This window comes from Actinospineispora acaciae DSM 45401 (genome assembly GCF_000620785.1).
Classification (GTDB): domain Bacteria; phylum Actinomycetota; class Actinomycetes; order Mycobacteriales; family Pseudonocardiaceae; genus Pseudonocardia; species Pseudonocardia acaciae.
The window spans coordinates 289,822-306,947 of the sequence record NZ_JIAI01000002.1 but is presented as its reverse complement, the minus strand read 5'-3'; the positions used below and the strand labels follow the sequence as shown (position 1 = coordinate 306,947).

At 70.4% G+C, this 17,126-nt stretch carries 15 protein-coding genes; 9 read left to right on the top strand and 6 right to left on the bottom strand.

Going from position 1 to position 17,126, the window contains the following annotated elements; translation table 11 throughout:
- The first annotated feature begins 7 nt into the window (after positions 1-7).
- Positions 8-1,432 (top strand): alpha/beta fold hydrolase, encoded by a 1,425-nt coding sequence (locus N912_RS51110; protein ID WP_084210804.1) that lies wholly within the window; start codon positions 8-10, stop codon positions 1,430-1,432.
- Between the two features lie 36 nt (positions 1,433-1,468).
- Here the strand turns inward: N912_RS51110 and N912_RS0111055 are convergent, their stop codons facing one another.
- Together N912_RS0111055 and N912_RS0111050 are read right to left on the bottom strand one after the other, a co-directional pair.
- A complete protein-coding gene (locus tag N912_RS0111055) occupies positions 1,469-2,101 on the bottom strand; it encodes a vitamin K epoxide reductase family protein (RefSeq protein ID WP_037064168.1) in 633 nt (210 codons plus the stop codon).
- The gene (locus N912_RS0111050; RefSeq protein ID WP_245645252.1) at positions 2,098-2,757 is read right to left on the bottom strand and encodes a DsbA family protein; all 660 of its coding nucleotides are present in this window, start codon (positions 2,755-2,757) and stop codon (positions 2,098-2,100) included. The genes N912_RS0111055 and N912_RS0111050 overlap by 4 nt, the downstream gene beginning before the upstream one ends.
- Positions 2,758-3,084: 327 nt before the next feature.
- Between N912_RS0111050 and N912_RS51105 the strand changes: the two genes are divergently transcribed.
- From N912_RS51105 to N912_RS0111015, 7 genes are all read left to right on the top strand, one after another.
- Positions 3,085-3,375: a PqqD family protein gene (locus tag N912_RS51105; RefSeq protein ID WP_156993425.1), complete on the top strand. Its 291-nt coding sequence runs from the start codon at positions 3,085-3,087 to the stop codon at positions 3,373-3,375.
- A gap of 52 nt (positions 3,376-3,427) precedes the next feature.
- Positions 3,428-5,206, top strand: a complete 1,779-nt coding sequence (locus tag N912_RS0111040) for an asparagine synthase-related protein (protein ID WP_156993422.1) — start codon at positions 3,428-3,430, stop codon at positions 5,204-5,206.
- A gap of 110 nt (positions 5,207-5,316) precedes the next feature.
- A complete protein-coding gene (locus N912_RS63410) occupies positions 5,317-5,478 on the top strand; it encodes a hypothetical protein (protein ID WP_156993419.1) in 162 nt (53 codons plus the stop codon).
- A gap of 125 nt (positions 5,479-5,603) precedes the next feature.
- Positions 5,604-6,098, top strand: a complete 495-nt coding sequence (locus N912_RS0111030; protein WP_028922467.1) for a lasso peptide biosynthesis B2 protein — start codon at positions 5,604-5,606, stop codon at positions 6,096-6,098.
- Positions 6,095-7,153 carry a hypothetical protein gene (locus N912_RS0111025; protein WP_028922466.1) on the top strand — a complete coding sequence of 353 codons (1,059 nt, stop codon included), beginning with the start codon at positions 6,095-6,097 and terminating at the stop codon, positions 7,151-7,153. The genes N912_RS0111030 and N912_RS0111025 overlap by 4 nt, the downstream gene beginning before the upstream one ends.
- 6 nt (positions 7,154-7,159) lie before the next feature.
- Positions 7,160-9,166: an ABC transporter ATP-binding protein gene (locus N912_RS51100; protein ID WP_051580040.1), complete on the top strand. Its 2,007-nt coding sequence runs from the start codon at positions 7,160-7,162 to the stop codon at positions 9,164-9,166.
- A 537-nt stretch (positions 9,167-9,703) separates the two neighbouring features.
- The gene (locus N912_RS0111015) at positions 9,704-10,663 is read left to right on the top strand and encodes a LysR family transcriptional regulator (protein WP_028922465.1); all 960 of its coding nucleotides are present in this window, start codon (positions 9,704-9,706) and stop codon (positions 10,661-10,663) included.
- Positions 10,664-10,699: 36 nt separating this feature from the next.
- On the opposite strand, the gene N912_RS0111010 is transcribed toward N912_RS0111015, so the two are convergent.
- Positions 10,700-12,436, bottom strand: coding sequence for an asparagine synthase-related protein (locus N912_RS0111010; protein ID WP_028922464.1), 1,737 nt, complete (start codon positions 12,434-12,436; stop codon positions 10,700-10,702).
- Positions 12,437-12,556: 120 nt separating this feature from the next.
- Positions 12,557-12,715, bottom strand: a complete 159-nt coding sequence (locus N912_RS0111005) for a hypothetical protein (protein ID WP_156993416.1) — start codon at positions 12,713-12,715, stop codon at positions 12,557-12,559.
- Between the two features lie 316 nt (positions 12,716-13,031).
- On the opposite strand from N912_RS0111005, the gene N912_RS0111000 reads away from it, so the two are divergent.
- A complete protein-coding gene (locus N912_RS0111000; protein WP_028922462.1) occupies positions 13,032-13,496 on the top strand; it encodes an SAM-dependent methyltransferase in 465 nt (154 codons plus the stop codon).
- 1 nt (position 13,497) lies between these two features.
- Here N912_RS0111000 and N912_RS0110995 read toward each other — a convergent pair whose 3' ends face one another.
- Positions 13,498-15,255, bottom strand: a complete 1,758-nt coding sequence (locus N912_RS0110995) for an ABC transporter ATP-binding protein (RefSeq protein WP_028922461.1) — start codon at positions 15,253-15,255, stop codon at positions 13,498-13,500.
- On the bottom strand, positions 15,252-17,072 hold the full coding sequence (locus N912_RS51095) for an ABC transporter ATP-binding protein (RefSeq protein WP_051580039.1): 1,821 nt from the start codon (positions 17,070-17,072) through the stop codon (positions 15,252-15,254). Before N912_RS51095 ends, N912_RS0110995 begins: the two co-directional genes overlap by 4 nt.
- Positions 17,073-17,126 lie beyond the last annotated feature (54 nt).

Here is a 17,126-nt window from a genome sequence, read left to right as displayed (position 1 = left end):
CATCGCGATGCACTGGTTATCCCGGGTGGCGCTGGCGGCCGCCGCGCTGCTCGGGTGCGGTGTGGCGGCCTGTGGAGGCCCTTCGTGGATCTCGACACCGGCGCCGGCCGGGATGCACGAGTGCGACGGCGACGAGCTGGGGTCGGATGATCCACCGCCGGGGGTGCGGTTCGTCTGCACCTCGCTGGCGGTGCCGCTCGATCACGGCCTGCTGCCGGGGCCCCGGGACGGACGGCGGCTGTCGCTGCCCGTCGCGATGACCGACAACGCGACGGCCCCGAAGGGGGTGCTGGTGTGGCTGACCGGAGGGCCGGGCGGACCCGGGGTTCTCTCCGCCGGCGAGGTCTCCAGCCAGCTCGACCCGGCCGTGCTGCGCGACTACCGGCTGGTGATGTTCGGCCAGCGTGGCACCGGGCCCACCGCGCTGCGATGCTCGCGGCTGCAGAAGGAGATGGTCTCGGCCCTGCAGTCCCCGCCGACCGGCGCGGTGGAGGACTGCGCGCGCGAGATCGGCCCGGACCGCCGGTTCTTCAGCACCGCCGACACCGTCGCCGACCTGGAACGGGTGCGCGAGCTGCTCGGCGCGGACCGGCTCACGCTCATCGGTGCGTCCTACGGCACGCTGGTCGCGGCGCGGTACGCGGTCGTCCACCCCGACCGGGTGTCGCGCCTGGTGCTGGACTCCGTCGTCCCGCACGACGGGCTCGACCCGCTCATGCTCGACCTGTACCCCCGCGCCGCCGACCTGCTCCGCCAGACCTGCGCGCGGACCGGCTGCCCCTCCGACCCCGCCGCCGACCTCGCCGAGGTGGTGCGCACCCACCACAACGGCCCCGAGCTGCTGAGCGCGCTCACCTCGCTGTCGGCCAAACCCCGGCTGACCGACCTGATCGCCGCGCTGCGCGAGGCCTCGCGGGGCGACCCCGGCAAGCTCGACGACCTGCTGGCCGCCCGGCGCAAGGACCAGGGCTCACCGCCCCGGGTCGACGAGTACAGCCGGGGCCTGAACGTCACGACCTCGTGCCAGGACATGCAGGGCCCGTGGGGCGGCGCCTCGGCCACCCCGGCGGCCAGGGTCGAGTCCGCGCGGGCCGCCGTCGATGCCCTGCCCGACCAGGCGTTCTTCCCGTTCGACCGGGCCACCGCGCTGGAGAACGGCACCTCGGCGACCTGCCAGCGGTGGCCGGAGACGGCGGTGGCGCCGTTCCCGGTCGGGCGTGACCTGCCGCCGGTGCCGACGCTGCTGCTCGCCGGCGAGCGCGACCTGACCACCCCGTTGGCCTGGACGCAGCGCGAGGCCGCCCGCGCCCCGAACGGCCGGCTCGCGGTCGTCCCCGGCGCCGGTCACATCACGCAGAACACCGCCGATTACGGCACGACCGGCCGCGACATCGTGACCCGGTTCCTCACCGAGACCGGTCAGAACGGGTAGCCGGGCGGGATGCGGCGCATCGTCGCCCACCGGGTCTTAGCGAACTGCCGCCCAGTAGGGCCAGAACGCGAGCAGGATGAGGACTACCAGGACGAGATACCAGATGGCGAGCACCAGCGAGTGATAGCGAGCTAGACCCTGGACGACTCGACGGTGACCAACGGGCAGATGACCGTGGACGACGTTGTGCAGGGTGGTGTACCAGAAGATCGGAATGGTGACGGCCCACACGACCATGCAGTAGGGACAGAGCGCCCCGAGCCGGTAGAGGCTGGAATGGATCAGCCAGTGCACGAAGCCGACGCCGAGCGTGGTTCCGAGCTGCATGCCGAGCCAGAACAATCGAGGCGGCCGGAACCCCGACAGCAGCGCCACGCCGACCGAGACCACGACGGCGAACGCGGCGACACCGATGAGCGGGTTCGGGAACCCGAAAGCGGCGCCTTGCGAGCTGCCCATGACCGAGCCGCACGAGACGATCGGACTGAGGTCGCAGGCAGGCACGCGGCCGGGGTGGGCCAGCGTGGCCAGCTCCTCGAGCGTCAGGGCGAACGCCGCCGCCAGCCCGATGCCGCCGCCGGCAACCCAGATCCAGGCCAGCCGTCCCCCACCTGGTCCGGCCAGCTCTCGGTCGGCGCTCGGGATGTCGATCCTCCGGGGTGAGGTCATCGGCCGAGCGCCCGGTCTATCCGGGCGCGGAACCGGCTGTCGAACTCGGCGAACGAGCTCTCGCCGGCGGAGAACTCGACGCCGTTGACGAAGATGGTGGGGGTGCCGGACACGCCGGCTCGCACACCGGCGGCACGGTCCGCCTCGATGCGCCGGCTCGCATGGTCCGAGTCGGCGTCGCGGTGGAGCCGGTCCAGGTCCAGCCCGAGCTGGCGGGCGAGCTCGTCGAACCGCGCCTGTGCCCGGCCCAGATCGGCGCTGGGTTCGTCGCCGCCGGGGCTCAGCGCCCACGAGTCGTAGTTGTCGTACAGGGCGTGGTACATCTGCCGATACTTGCCCTGCATCGCCGCCGCCTCGGCCATCCGGGCGGCCGGAACGGCCAGGGGATGCTTCTGGATTGGAAAGTTGCGGACCACCAGGGTGATCCGCCCCGCGTAGTCGTGCTCGAGCCCGTTGATGACGTTGCTGTAGAAGGCGGCACAGGCCGGGCACTGGTAGTCGAGGAACTCCACCACCGTGACCTTGCCGTCGGCCGCCTCCAGGAGGGCATGGCCTTCCACCGTCCGCGACGCCTCGGCCGGCTCGCCGCCCGGCCGCTGAGATCGGTTGACGACCAGTACTCCGAGGATCACGACGACCGCGACGATGACCACCATCAGGGTCAAGGTCAGATTAGGTGACATTCGGCGAACCCGGGTCAACGGCCCTGACGTATTCGGCGGCTTGGTCATCACGTGCCCCCTGAGGTCCGACAAGCCTTGGCCGGAAAACGAGATACTACCGAAGAAAGCACTTTACATCAGCGCGGTCAACCTTGATCAACAGCTGAGAGCCTTTTGCAAAACAGCTATATCGTCTATCGGTTAGAAATACGCAACGGTGGCCCTTTGATGCTAAACAATTCCCTCCGCCTGGCCCTGGCAAAAATGAAACCCTGCACGTAGCGTGTGAGCTGCGGCTGGAAGTCCTACGAGGGGGACGATATGGATCAGCAGCATGAAAAAATGGAGAAAAGGTTTTCTCAGGCCGCTGGTGTGGAGTTCGAGGCGGTCGATGGTTCCGGAGTTCTGCTGGACATGCGTTCCGGCAAGTACTTCCGGCTCAATGAGACCGGGAGCGAGGTCTGGCGACTTCTGGCGGAAACGAGCGACCCCGACGAGATCACCACGAAAGTGAGCACGTCACACGACCTGCGCGCGGTCGACATCCGAGGCGACATCGACTCGCTGCTCGGCGAGATGGTCAGGTTGGGCGTCGTCGTAGCGGAGGGCTGAGTCGTCGCGGAGGGCTGAGTCGCGGCATCGGGATGGAACCAAGGGAGCGGTGATGCTCTTCTCGAGGCACCTCAGGGCGGCCAGGGCCGCCGGCGGGCCGGGTCCGTTGGCCGAAGGCGGTCGCCACGACCATGTGCTCGAAGACCAGGCCGGGGTTGTCGGGATCGCGCGATCGCGAGGACCGGCGGTGCTGGTCGCCGGCGACGTGTGTGGTGCCGACGGCGCCGAGGTCGCGGCGGCGGTGTCCGGGGTGCTGGGCGGCGGGCGGGAGCCCACGGCGGTGCTGGACGGTTTCCACGGCGAGTTCGTCGTCGTTGTCGCGGACCCGGGCGACGACGAGGTCACCGTGGTCGCCAGCAGGTCCGGCATCCGGCCGCTGTTCGTGCACCATCGCTCGGGCGGTGAGCTGCTGGTCGCCGACGACCTCGGGGCGCTCGCGGCGGCACTGGTCGGCCGCGGCGTCCCGCTGCGCCCGGACCGGGCCTTCTTCGCCTGCGTGGTGGCCGAACTGCCGACAGATCCGATCGCGGGCCCGCTCCAACCCACTCCGTACCAGGGAGTCCTGCGGGTTCCGCCGGGCACCAGGCTGACCATCGGCACCGGCCTCGGCCGTCCGGTGCGCTACTGGCGTTACTGGGAGCGCGACCTGTTGCGCAGGTCGGAGGTGCTCGACGCGGTTCGAGACTCGCTGCGTCGCGCGGTCGAGCTGCGCACGGTGCCGGGCGCGACGGGCGTCATGCTCAGCGGCGGGCTGGACTCCAGCTCGGTGGCCGCCATGGCCGCGAGGTACGCGCGGGGCGGCCCGCCACGCTGCTACACCACGTTCCTCGCCGGTGACCGTTCCCTCGACGAACGCCGGCACGCGGCGGCGGTGACGTCCGCGATCGGAGCGAAGGGGCGCTTCCTCGACGCCACGGGTCGATGGTCCTTCCGCGACGTGCCGGACCTGTCCCGGCCGCCGATCGCCGAACCGAGGCAGGGTTGGTTCTATGCACAGGAGGTGCACCTCGCCGAGGCCGCGGCGGCCGACGGCGTCCGCGTGCTGCTGGACGGAAATGGCTCGGACGACCTGTTCGGCGGCGACTTCAACAACGGTGACGGCCGCCTCACGCCGTGGCGGCCGGGCTCGAGGGTGCCGTTGTTGGCGCCGATTCGGCTGCTGTCCACGCTGTCCCGCGCGTGCCCCCGGCCGCTGACCCGACCGGTGGTCTACCGGCCGGAGCTGCTGCCCTCGCTGCTCTCACCGGAAGTGGTACGGGAGATCGATCTCGTCGGGCTGGCCAACGCGCGGCTGGCCGATCTCAACGACCTGGACCTTGACCCGATGACGAAAGGCAGGTTGCTCACCTTCGGCGGCGGCAGTGACCGGGTGGTGGCCGGCTACGCCTGGGGGCAACGAGAGGTGTTCGGGCCGCGCGGGCTGACCTGGCGGCAGCCTTTCTACGACCACCGGCTGATCGAGACGGCGTTCTCGGTGCCGATGGACATGCTGCTCTCCCGCGCGGTGAAGAAGCCTCTGCTGCGCAAGGCCGTAACGCCGCTGCTCCCGTCGTCCACGGTGCGCCGCAAATACAACGGGGCCTTCGACGCGTTGGTTCGAACAGGGCTGACCCAGGAGCGTGAGCGACTGGTGGCCTGCACCGAGGGGGCGATGCTGGGCAAACTCGGGATCGTCGACGAACAGATCTTCCACAACAAGGTGAGGGGCCTGACCTACGACCACGACGGCGGCGATCCGGCGAACCCGATGGAGCACCACCACGTCTGGAACCTACTGGTCTGCGAATTGTGGCTGAGGGACCATGCCGAGCGTTCCCGACTCATTCTCTGAGCGGTCAAGATTTGCCAGTAAACGATAACCGAAGGAGAAGAATTCGATCAGTTGTAAACAGTGCAATCATGACATCACCGCAAGTTGGGAAACCCTAGGAGGGGGTCAAGATGGAGAAAAACCAACACGCCAAGTTAGCTGACGCGTCGGTGGAGTGGGTTCGACCGTCGATCGAGGAGGTCGGAACGGTCGTCGACATCACCCTCGGTGGGAACTACGGCCTCCAACAGGACGGCGGCAGCAGGTACTGCTTCTGCTGCGTCGCCATCTGATTGCCGGCCCAGTGTTCTGGTGGCCGCGCCCGCCCGCGCTGACGGGCGCGGCCACCCCACCCACCGACCAGGGCTGAGGGACCATGCCGCACGCTGACAACACCCCCGACCGGGCGCGTCGCTCGATGCGACCGCTGCTACAGCTGTGGTTCACCGCCAGGGGCGCGGTGTTCCTGCCCTCGCTGCTGGCCGGCCTGGATCGGGAGGACCGCCGCGCCGTCCTGGCCGGGTTCCGCGCCCTGTCGTTCGTGGAGAGCTGGCTGCGCTGCTCGAGCCGCGGCTTCCAGGGCCTGACCGCGCTCGCCCGGCAGGTGGCCGGCAACGCGGCCCACGCGAGCCCGCCCGACCCGTTGGACGTGGAGGTGGACCAGGTGGTGTGGGGGGTGCGGGTGGCCAGCCGCTGCTTCCCCGGTGCGGCATGTCTCAGCGAGGCCTTTGCCGCCTTTCTCCTGCTGAACGGGCGGAACATGCGGACCACCATGGTGATCGGGGTGTCCGGGCAGCGTCGGCGGGAGTCCTTCGCGCACGCCTGGTTGGAGTCCGGCGACACCCTGGTGGCCGAGTCCTCGGCGAAGGCACGGGCGTACCGGCCGATCATGCGCATCGGCGGCCCGGCATGACCCGGGTGATCCTGCTGGCTCGCGGCCACGGATACGGGCATGCCGCACGGGACTTGCACATCCTGCGTGCGCTGCGTGCCCGACCCGGCGTCGAGGTCGTCCTGGCCTCGTCCGGCACCGGGCTGGACTACTTCGCCTCCCGAGGCGAACGGTGCGCCGACCTGGGCCTGTCCGACAACCAGGATCTCGACCTCGCCGCCACCCGCAAGGTGCTGGCCTATCTCGCCGGCGCCGGCCGCGCCGACCTGGTGGTCGCCGACGAGCTGTTCTGCGTGCCGGGGATCTGCCGGGGGCTTCGGCTGCGGTCGCTGCTGCTCACCGACTTCTTCTGGGCCGACGTGGGCCGTCCCGAGCTGGACCGGGCCGTCGTCGGCGCCGAAGCCGTCCTGCTTGTCGACTTTCCGGAGGCGCATCCGAACCTCCCGGAGCTTCCGGTGCCGCTGCGCGGCCTCGGCCCCGTGGCCAGCCGCATCGGCCTGACCCGCCGGCAGGCCAGGGCACGGCTCGGGCTCGACCCGGGTGGGCTGGTCGCGACGGTGGCGTTCGGCTCGGTGCACGGGGTGAAGCGGCCGTTCACCGGGCCGCTGCTGGACACCGTGCTCGCCGCCTGGGCCGCCCACGCGACCTCGGCCGACGTGCTCAACGTGCTGTTGCCGGCCGACCAGGCCGGCCGCGAGCAACCGTCCGGGCCCGGCGCCGTGAACTGGGTGGGAATCACCACCGAGCCGAGGGTCCACTACCGCGCGTCCGACGTGGTGTTCGCGTTTCCCGGCCTGGCCACCCTCTCCGAGCTGACCCGCAACGCCATCCCCACCGTCTGCTTCGCCGACCCCACGCTCTCCTGGCTCGCGGCGCACCTGCACTCGGCGGGCCTGATCCAACCCGTCCGCGAGGACAGTTCTCCGGACGCGGTCTGGCACGCCGCCCGCGCGGCGCTCGCCGACGCGCCCGAGCTGCCCGACAGGGCCGAACGCCCGCGGTGGGCCGACCCCGAACAGGTCGCCGACATCATCCTGGCCACCGCCCGCCGGCCCGTCGCGCACTCCCGGCGCTGAACCACCGTGCCACCCGCCGAACCGCACACCACCCGCACGACCGAACCCGCGCCGGCCACCGCGCCGCTCATCGGCACCGAGGGCCTCGCCACCCCGCCCTGGGCGCAGGTCGGTGAGCACGTGGCCAGGTCAGGCTCGGGGCGAATGCTCGCCGCCGCGCCGGTCACGCTCAGGGAGCTCGCGCGCCTGGCCTGGCGGGCCAGCCCACCGCTGTCCCTGCTGGCCGCGGCGCTCGAGCTCGCCTCGGGATGCGCAACGTCGTTCGGCCTGCTGGCCACCACGACGGTGTTCGCCGAGCTGCTCGCCCAGGGCCCGACCCCGCAGCGGGTGGTGGCCGCGCTGCCGGCGCTGGCCCTGGCGGCGGGCGCCTACGCGGCCCGAGGCGCGCTGGAGTCCGCGGTCGGTGCCGTGCATGCCTCGCTCGCCCCACGGGTCGAGCAGCACGCGCAGGACGAGCTGCATGCCGCCGTGATCGACACCGAGCTGGTCGCCTTCGACGACGCGGGTTTCACCGAGCTGGTCCGGCGCAGCTCGACACAGGGCATCCTGATCATCCGCGAGGCGGTCACCGACGCCGGCACCCTGCTCAGCTCGCTGGTCTCACTGGCCGCCGCGGTCGCCACCGCCGGCCTGCTGCACCCCGTCCTCGCTCCGGTCGTGCTGCTGGCCGCCGCCCCCCACGGCTGGGCCTGCCTGCGCGCCGCCAAACTGGACTACCAGTCGCTCGCGCGCACCGTCTCCCACGTCCAACGGCGCGCGGTCACCAGCGACCTGATCACCAGCCGGGACCCGGCCGCCGAGATCCGCGCCTACACCACCGGCCCGACCCTGCTCGCCGAACACAGGCGCATCAACACCCAACTCGCCGCCGAAGCGGTACGGGTCGAGCACCGCAAGACCGTCGTCCGCCTCCTCGGCCGGGGCATGGCCGGCGTCGGCGCCGTCCTCGCCTACGGCGTGCTCGGCGCCCTGCTCTACGCCGGCATCATGCCCCTCGCGCTCGCGGGTGCCGCCGCCATCGCCATGCGTACCGCCACCACCGCGGTGGCCACCACCGTGCAGGCCGCCAACCGCGTCTTCGAGGAGGGGTTCTACCTCGACATGCTCAACACCTGCCTGGCCACCGCCCGCCGCTACCGGCACCGGGTCCCCAGCACTGCCCGACGACTCGCGCCCGGGCCGCACCTCATCGAGCTGCACGACGTGTCCTTCACCTACCCCGGCAAGGACGAACCCGCCCTGACCGGCATAGGCCTGACGCTCGAACCGGGCCACGTCGTCGCCCTGGTCGGGGAGAACGGCTCCGGGAAGACAACCCTCGCCAAGCTGATCGCCGGGCTCTACCGCCCCGACCGAGGCAAGGTCACCTGGGACGGCCTGGACATCGCCGAGATCCATCCCGACGAACTGCACGCCCACCTCACCCTGCTGCCGCAGAGCCCCACCCCCTGGCCCATGACCGCCGAGAACAACGTGCGTATCGGGCGGCTCGAACGGCCCGACCCAGATCGCCGCGCCCTGAATGGCGCGGCCGAGGCCGCCGGCCTCGACGCCATCGTCACCGGGCTGCCGCGGGGTTGGAAAAGCTTGCTCTCCCGTCAATTCCAGACCGGACACGATTTGTCAGGGGGACAATGGCAACGCGTCAGCGCCGCGCGCGGCCTCTACCGCAACGCCCCGCTTCTCATCGCCGACGAACCCACCGCCGCCCTCGACGCCCGAGCCGAACAGATCATCTTTCGCAGCCTCCACAGTCCGCACGCGGCCGACGGCGGCACCACCACTCACCCGATCCGGACCACGATTCTCATCACCCACCGCCTCGCCAACATCCGGCACGCCGATGACATCGTCGTCCTCGACAAAGGACGTATCACCGAACGGGGAACCCACGAACAACTCATCCGGCACGGCGGCACCTACGCCGAGCTGTTCGACATCCAGGCCCGCAACTACCTCCACACCACCACCAACAACAACAACAAGCATCGGGTGCACCTCTCCGAAGAGTGACGACACCCCGATGGGCCAACCGCGATGGACGAGGCCCGGCCGCTGGAAGATCCCCTGGCCCCGCCCCGGAGCCGATCATCGGCCGCCGTGCCCTGCCACTTCCGATCTGTACACCAAGATGGAATGATGACAGCGTGGCCTGTGCCACAGTTTGGCTAATTGTCTGAGGGGGTCCACATGGAGCGACAGCGTTCTGGACCGTGCAAAGGGGCCATGAACGGCCCGGCCCGAAGTTTGTTGACCATAGGCCTGTCTCACCGAGCATAGGCTCGGGGCGGGCACTTCCGGATGGCCGGGGCCGGCCGTTGACCGAATCGACCTGATTTAGCTGGAATCGGCGCGAGCGGTGCGCCGAGAAGAGATCCACAGACGAGACGGGCCACGGCGGCGCGCTTCCGAACATCCATGCCCGCTGCACCTCATCATGTCGGATTCCTGTCCGGCGGCATCTCAGCCCGGCCGGCCATGCGCCGACATTTTCGCCGAGCCGCGGCTCGGGCGAGTGAGTGATGGCATCGAACCGAGGAGTGCCCGCGAATGGAATTGCGTGATGTTGAGAGGTTCCTCGTGCTTGCCGAGGAACTGCATTTTCGGCGTGCCGCCGACAGATTGTTCGTCACCACCGGCCGGGTGAGCCAGACCGTACGGACGCTCGAGGCGGAGATCGGCGCGCCGCTGTTCGCCCGCAACAGCCGCAGGGTTCGGCTCACACCACTCGGAGAACGATTCCGGGTCGAAGCCGAGCGCGGGTTCACCCAGCTCCGATGCGCGCTGCGGGAGGCGCAGGCCGAAGCGCGCGGTGTCGTCGGCGAGCTGAGGGTCGGCCACTTCAGGGCCATCGGGGCCGCGTTCGTGGCCCGGCTGGCCGCCGCGTTCGAGGCCCAGCACCCCGCCCACCGGCTGCTGACGATCCCGATCTCCCGCCAGGCCGCGTTCCGTGCACTCCGCACCGAGCAGGTGGACGTCCTGCTGCTCTGGTGCCCGGGCCTCGACTCGGTCCGGGGCGAGGGCCGTCGCGCGGGCCCCGTTCTCGCCTCCGATCCGCGCGCGGTGCTCGTCTCCGCCGGACACCCGCTCGCCGCGCGCACACGGATCAGCATCGAGGAGGTCGCCGACCACGAACTGCTCAGCCTCGCCATCGACGGCCCCCGGGCGTTCGTCGAAGGCTGGGCGCCCCGATACACGCCGTCGGGCAAGCCCATTCGCCGCGCCGAGAAGGAAATGGCGACGGTGTTGGGCCGTGAGCCGTACTACCTCGAAGACACGCTCACCGTCGTGGCCCGCAGCCGGCTCGCGCACCTGACCATCTCCTCCGTCCTCGACTATCACCCGTACCCAGGGTTGGTCCTCGTCCCCGTTAACGACCTCCCCCCGATGCTCATGACGCTCGTTTGGCGCGCCGACCGTGAAACCGCCGCCATCAGCGCGTTCACGACCGTCGCGAAGCACATCGCCCACACCCATTGGCGAACCGATCGACAAGACGCGGCGCGGTAGCCCGTTCACGTACACGAGGCGATATGAACCAGTCGTTCAGACGAGGAGCCGCGCGCGTTCGGCGTGATCCCTCAGCCACAGTTCGCAGACCAGTAGGTTCCAGAGGTGGGGTCGCTCAAGGCCGCCGTCGTTGTCGATGTCGTTGTCGATGTAACCACTCATCTTGCGAGAGAAGGTTTGCGGGTCGACAATGCCGAGCTTGCCAAGCAGAGATCCCTCGGCGCAAGCCATTAATCGCTCGCGTTCGTGAGCCAGGCCGAGCTGAAGCAGCGCGTCGAAGTTCGCGTTGTACCTGCGGCGGATGGTCCGGGTTGGCAACAGAGGTTCGACGGCCTTGCGCAGGAGCGGCTTCTGCACCGCGCGGGAGAGCTGCATATCCATCGGCACGCCGAACACGGTTTCGACCAGCCGGTGGTCGTAGAAGGGCTGCCGCCAGATGACTCCGCGCGGCCCGAACACCTCCCGCTGCCCCCAGATGAAGTCCGCGACCGCCCGGTCACCGCCCGCGGCGAAGCTCAGCAGACGCCCCTTGGTCAAAGGATCCAGCTCGAGATCGTTCAACCCGGCCAGCCGGGCGTTCGCCAGCTCGACGAGATCGATCCCCCGTGCCAGCTCCGGGGAGAGCAGCGAGGGCAGCATCTCCGGCCGGTAGGCCGCCGGCCGGGTGAGCGACCGGGGGAAGGCTCGCGAGAGCACGGGCAGCACCCGAAGCGGCGCCAGCAGTGGCACGGTCGGTCCCGGCCGCCACGGCGTGACACCGAACTCCCCGTACCTGAAGTCACCGCTGAACAGCTCGTCGCCACCGTTCCCGTCCAGCAGCACACGGATCCCGTCGGCCGCCGCGGCCTCGGCGAGCTGGACCTCCAGCGCGTAGAACCAGCCCTGCCTCGGCTCGGCGAGCGGGGGCCGGGACAGGTCCGGCACGTCGCGCAACGCCCACCGGCCACTGGCGTCGAGGTAGCGTGCCGGCGCCGCGATCGCGGCGGTGACCGTCGCCGCGTGACGGCGTTCGTCGAGGGAACGGTCGCCGGCGAGGAACCTGGTGTAGCAGTGCGGAGGGCGCCCCTGGCCCGATCGTGCCGCCGCGACCGCCACCGAGCTGGAGTCCAGGCCTCCGCTGAGCATGATCCCGGTCTCGCCGGGCACCGTGCGCAGCTCGACCGCGCGACAGAAGGCGTCACGAACCGCGCCCAGCACCTCTCTCCTGCGCAACGGATCCTGCTCCCAGTAGCGCCAGTAGCGCACCGGTGGGCTCGGGCCGACGTCAATGGTCACCCGGGTGCCGGCGGGGACCCGCAGGACTCCCCGGTAGGGAGTGAGACGCAGCGGACCTCCGATCGGATCATCCGGCAGTTCGGCCACCACGGACGCGAAGAACTCCCGATCCGGACGCAGCGGGACATCACGGGCCGACAATGCGGTGGTCAGCACCCCGAGGTCATCGGCGATCAGCAGCTCATCACCCGAGCGCCGGTGCATGAACACGGGATGGATACCGAATCTGCTGGCGATCACCGTGATTCGGTCGTCGCGTGGCTCGATGACGACGAGTACGAACTCACCGTGGAATTGATCGAGTGTGGCTGTCGGCGCTCGCCCCTTTACCAAAGCGTCGGACACCGCCATCGCGACATCGTCACCGGCCGCCCCGCACACGTCCCCGGCGACCAGAACCACCCACTCATTGGTGTACGCGCCGCCGACAACTCCGGTGTCGTCTTCGAGCAGGTGGTCGTGGCGGCCGCCCGCGAAAGTCGGCCAGGCGGGCCGCACGGCGTCAGTTGTTCTGAGGCACCTCGAAATGAGCATGATCGACCTTGTCGTACCGGCGCCGTGCCCGCCCGAACGGTTCGAGCAGGCACGGTCGCCAAGAATGGCCGGACTACGTGTACGTCAGGCAGACCAACAGCAACGCCAGTACTGGTAGCCATCCAGGGTGTTCCCGGCACACCGGCCGAGCGTGATGTCCACGATCGTGCCGACCTCCTCGATCAACGGATGGACCCATCCGGCGCCACCCGCACTCGACTCGAAATCCTGTTGATGCGCCATGCCGACCTCCTCATTGGAATCTCCGCGCCTCGACATAGGAACGAAATAATCATGGCAGGCCCCGAATCTGATCGGAAGGAGAACTTCGACCATTTAGCAACATTAAAGGCCCAGTTTCCGTCCGCGGCAAAGTGCGCGGCCCTTGCCTGGATACCCCAATACGCCACGCGGTCGGCCAGGCGGTAGTGTCGCTCGGCGTTTGGAAAGATCAGCGAAATTGCCACGCCGGCTCCAGCGCCGTCCAGGAGGACTCCCCCGTGATCGACCCGCGCAGCCACACCCGCGACGCTCTCTCGTCCTCCGGGGCGAGGCACCGGTGATCGAGCAGGTGGAGCCGATCGGGTACGTCCGTTCGACCAGGAGCGAGGCGGTCGACGACGGATGGGACGAGGTCACCGCGAGCATCGGCCTCGACGCCGACCGGTACGACCCCCGCGCGTTGGCCGGACTGGAGGACTTCTCGCACGTCGAGGTCGTCTACCTGTTCCATCGGGTCGACCCCGACTCGGTGCAGCGAGGCGCGCGCCGACCGCGCAACAACCCGGCATGGCCCGAGGTCGGCATCTTCGCCCAGCGCGGCAAGAACCGGCCCAACCGGCTCGGCGTCACCGTCTGCGCGCTGACCCGCGTCACCGGGCTCACCCTGACCGTCACCGGGCTCGACGCCATCGACGGCACGCCCGTCCTGGACATCAAGCCCTGGATGGCCGAGTTCGGCCCGCGCGGCCCGGTCCGCCAACCGCCGTGGTCACACGAGCTCATGACCGCGTACTGGCGGTGACCTACCGCCGGTTCGTGTCCAGGCGCCACCCTTGGGCGCGCTCGCGTTGGGCGTGAAAACGGGCGAACACTCCTCCCATGGTGATCAACTCGGCTGGGCTGCCGACCTCGGCGACCCGGCCGTGCTCCAGGGCGATCACCTGGTCCGCGGCGCGGATGGTGGAGAGCTTGTGGGCGACCACGAGCAGCGTCTTGTCGGTGACCAGGTTGGCCAGGGCCTCGGTGACGTGCTTCTCGTTGGTGGGGTCGATCGCGGAGGTGGCCTCGTCGAGCAGGACGATCGGGGCGTCCTTGAGGATGGCGCGGGCGATCGCGATCCGTTGGCGCTCCCCGCCGGACAGGGCCGCACCGCCTTCGCCGACCCGGGTGTCGTACCCGTCGGGCAACGCGGTGATGAAACCGTGGGCCTGGGCCGCCTCGGCCGCGGCGTGGACCCGCTCCGGCTCGGTCTCGGGCCGCCCGAAGGCGATGTTGTCGAAGATCGTTCCCTGGAACAGGTAGACGTCCTGGAACATCACGCTGACGCTCGCGTACAGCCGCCGCGCGCCGAGCGAGCGCACGTCGACCCCGCCGATGCGGACCGCGCCGGAGTCGACGTCCCAGAACCTGGCAAGGAGGCTCAGCACCGTGGACTTGCCGGATCCGGAGGGCCCGACGATCGCGGTCATGGACCGCTCCGGCACCGTGAACGACACCTCGTGCAGCACCGGCCGGCCGGGCAGGTAGCCGAAGCTGACCCGGTCGAAGCTCAGGCCGGCGTCGGCGGGCTCGAGCGGCTCGGCCGGTTCGGGTTGGACGGGCGCCTCGGCGACCCGCGAGAAGCGCGCCATGGACGCGTCGGCCAGCCGCAGCACCTCCATCACCGACAGCAACGCCAGCAGCGGGGCGTACACGCTGAGCACCAGCACCAGCGCGATCAGCGCCGAGGTGGCATCGATGCGGCCGCCGAGCAACCAGTACCCCACCGCGGCGATCACCAGCGGGATGCCCAGCAGCAGGACCGAGGCGAACACCATCACCGGGACGATCAGTCGGGCGACCATCCGCAGGCTGATCTCGCGGAACTCCTCGAGGGCCTCCCGGAACCGCCGCTGGCGCTCCCCCGTCAGGTTGAACGCCCGCACGACCGCGATGCCCTGGACGTAGGCCAGCATCCGGGCCACCGCGTCGGCCTGGCGGTCCTGGCGCTGCCGGCTCAACGCCGCCATCCGGCGGTTGGCCCACAGCAGCACGGGCGCCGCGGCCACGACGCTCACCGCGACCGCGCCCGCGAGCGGCGGGTCGACGATCCCGAGCGCGATCAGGACCGCGGCCGGCAGCCCCAGCGCCTGGGCCACGGTCGGGAACGCGTCCGAGGCAAACGTCTCGATCATGGCCATGTCCGAGGTCACGGCGGTGACCGTGTCGGCCTGCCCGCGACCGAGGTGGAAGCCCATCGGCAGCCGCCGCAGGTGGTCGAGGACCGCGAGCCGCAGCCGCCCGACCATCGCGAAGCTCGCGGCCCAGTTGTCCGTGACCGCCAGGTACCCGAACCCGAGCTGCCCGACCAGCGACACCACGACCAGCACCACAGCCAGCCGGACCTGCCCGGCCGCCAGCGGGCCTTCGCGCAGCACGGTGAGAACCCAGGCCACCACGGCGAACGAGACCCCCAGCGACATCGACTGGGCGAACCGGAACGCGATCCCGCGCGCGAGCCGGCCGCGCCCCGTCCCCGCCGCGCGCCACACCCCGGCGACCACCGCCAGCCCCGAGCTCATCGGTGCAACACCACCGACTGGGCGTCGACGAAGTCGTTCCACAGCCTCGCGTAGGTGCCGTTCGCGGCGACCAGGTCGTCGTGGCGCCCGGACTCGACGACCCGCCCGCCGTCGACCACCAGGATCTGGTCCGCACCGACGATCGTGGAGAGCCGGTGGGCGACCACGAGCACGGTGCGCCCCCGTGCCAGCGCGCTGATGGCGTCCTGGATCGCCGCCTCGTTGTCCGGGTCGACGAACGCGGTCGCCTCGTCGAGAACCACGATCGGGGCGTTCTTGAGGATCGCCCGCGCGATCGTGACCCGTTGCCGCTCTCCCCCGGACAGCATCGCGCCGCGCTCGCCGATGACCGTGTCGTAGCCCGCCGGCAGGGCCGAGACGAACTCGTCGCAGCGCGCCAGCCGCGCCGCCGCCACCACGTCGTCGTCGCTCGCGTCCGCGCGGCCCACCCGGATGTTGGCGGCCACCGTGTCGTCGAACAGGAAGGTGTCCTGGAACACGAACGCCACCGCGTCCATCAGCGCTTCGATGCCGATCTCGCGGACATCGTGCCCGCCGACCCGGATGCTCCCGCCGGTGACGTCGGCGAAGCGTGGCACCAGCCGGGCGATCGTCGTCTTGCCCGCCCCCGACGGGCCGACCAGCGCGGTGACCTGCCCGCCGCGCGCGGTGAACGAGACCTCGTGCAGTACCTCCCGGTCGCCGTAGGCGAACCCGACCCGGTCGAACTCCACGTCGCCGCCGGCCAGCGCGGGGCGCCGCCCGGTGTCCGGCAGCTCCGGCTGCTCGAGCACGGCGGTGATCTCCCGCGCGCCGCCCGCGATGTGCGCGAACTGCGCGAAGATCGCGAACAGCTTGAGCAGCGGGCGGCTGTAGTGCGCCCCCACGATCACGAAGAACAGCAGCGTCGCGACATCGACCGCGCCGTCGCGCAGCAGCCCAAGGCCGACCGGGAGGATCACCACGATGTTGGCCAGGATCAGCGTGTAGAACGCCCCGCCCAGCGGGACCCAGGCCCGGGCCCACGCGGTCTCCTGGTCGGTGTAGTCGCGCACCGCCCGGCTGGTCTCGGTGAAGGCCTCCCCGGTGCGGTTGAACACCTTCACCACCGGCATCCCGGCCAGGTACTCCACGATGGAGCCGTTCATCCGGGCGTCCGCGGCCAGGAACGGCGCCAACCGATCCCGGCTCACGCGCAGCGCGGTGCCCATGCAGGCGAACGCCGCCGGCACCGCGACCGCCGAGGCGAGCGCCAGGCGCCAGTCCACCGCGAACATCCAGATCGACACGCCGAGCCATACCGCCGCGCCCGCCACCGCGTCCGGGAGCGCATGGGCCACCACCAGCTCGATCCGCTCGGTCCCGTCGTTGAGCACCCGCTTGACCTCGCCGCTGCGGGTGCGGGTGAAGTACCCCAACGGCAGCCGCCCCAGCCGCCGCGCCAGCGCCATCCGAATCTCGTAGAGCATCCCGAACGCCGCCCGGTGCGAGAGCGTCATCGCGGCGCCGAACAGCGTGTACTGGCCCACCACCGCCACCACGCCGACAGCGGCCGCCGCAAGGAACGCACGCTCGTCGACGTTGCCCGCGACGAGGTCCCGCACCAGGCTGTAGACCAGCCAGTACGGCAGCAGCTCGAACATCGCCGCGACGACCGCCAGGACCACCGCCACCACCAGCGGCCCACGCACCACCCCGGCGAACCGCGCCACCAGCCGGAGCGCATCCCCCCGCGCCGGGGCCCGCTCGGCGGGTCCGGACTCTCCGCCGCCCGCCACGGACGTGCCGGGCACCGCCTTCGCCTCGGTCGGACTCATCGTCTGGCCCCCCATGTGATCTCGATGACCCGTCAACCGTATCTCGTAATGAAA

Bases quoted from the DNA above. Each gene is read 5' to 3' on its own strand.
- N912_RS0111055 (WP_037064168.1), bottom strand. From the start codon at position 2,101: ATGACCTCACCCCGGAGGATCGACATCCCGAGCGCCGACCGAGAGCTG.
- N912_RS63410 (WP_156993419.1), top strand. From the start codon at position 5,317: ATGGAGAAAAACCAACACGCCAAGTTAGCTGACGCGTCGGTGGAGTGG.
- N912_RS0111005 (WP_156993416.1), bottom strand. From the start codon at position 12,715: ATGGCGCATCAACAGGATTTCGAGTCGAGTGCGGGTGGCGCCGGATGG.
- N912_RS0110995 (WP_028922461.1), bottom strand. From the start codon at position 15,255: ATGAGCTCGGGGCTGGCGGTGGTCGCCGGGGTGTGGCGCGCGGCGGGG.
- N912_RS0111030 (WP_028922467.1), top strand. From the start codon at position 5,604: ATGCGACCGCTGCTACAGCTGTGGTTCACCGCCAGGGGCGCGGTGTTC.
- N912_RS0111015 (WP_028922465.1), top strand. From the start codon at position 9,704: ATGGAATTGCGTGATGTTGAGAGGTTCCTCGTGCTTGCCGAGGAACTG.
- N912_RS0111025 (WP_028922466.1), top strand. From the start codon at position 6,095: ATGACCCGGGTGATCCTGCTGGCTCGCGGCCACGGATACGGGCATGCC.
- N912_RS0111050 (WP_245645252.1), bottom strand. From the start codon at position 2,757: ATGGTGGTCATCGTCGCGGTCGTCGTGATCCTCGGAGTACTGGTCGTC.
- N912_RS0111040 (WP_156993422.1), top strand. From the start codon at position 3,428: ATGCTCTTCTCGAGGCACCTCAGGGCGGCCAGGGCCGCCGGCGGGCCG.
- N912_RS51110 (WP_084210804.1), top strand. From the start codon at position 8: ATGCACTGGTTATCCCGGGTGGCGCTGGCGGCCGCCGCGCTGCTCGGG.
- N912_RS51095 (WP_051580039.1), bottom strand. From the start codon at position 17,072: ATGAGTCCGACCGAGGCGAAGGCGGTGCCCGGCACGTCCGTGGCGGGC.
- N912_RS51105 (WP_156993425.1), top strand. From the start codon at position 3,085: ATGGATCAGCAGCATGAAAAAATGGAGAAAAGGTTTTCTCAGGCCGCT.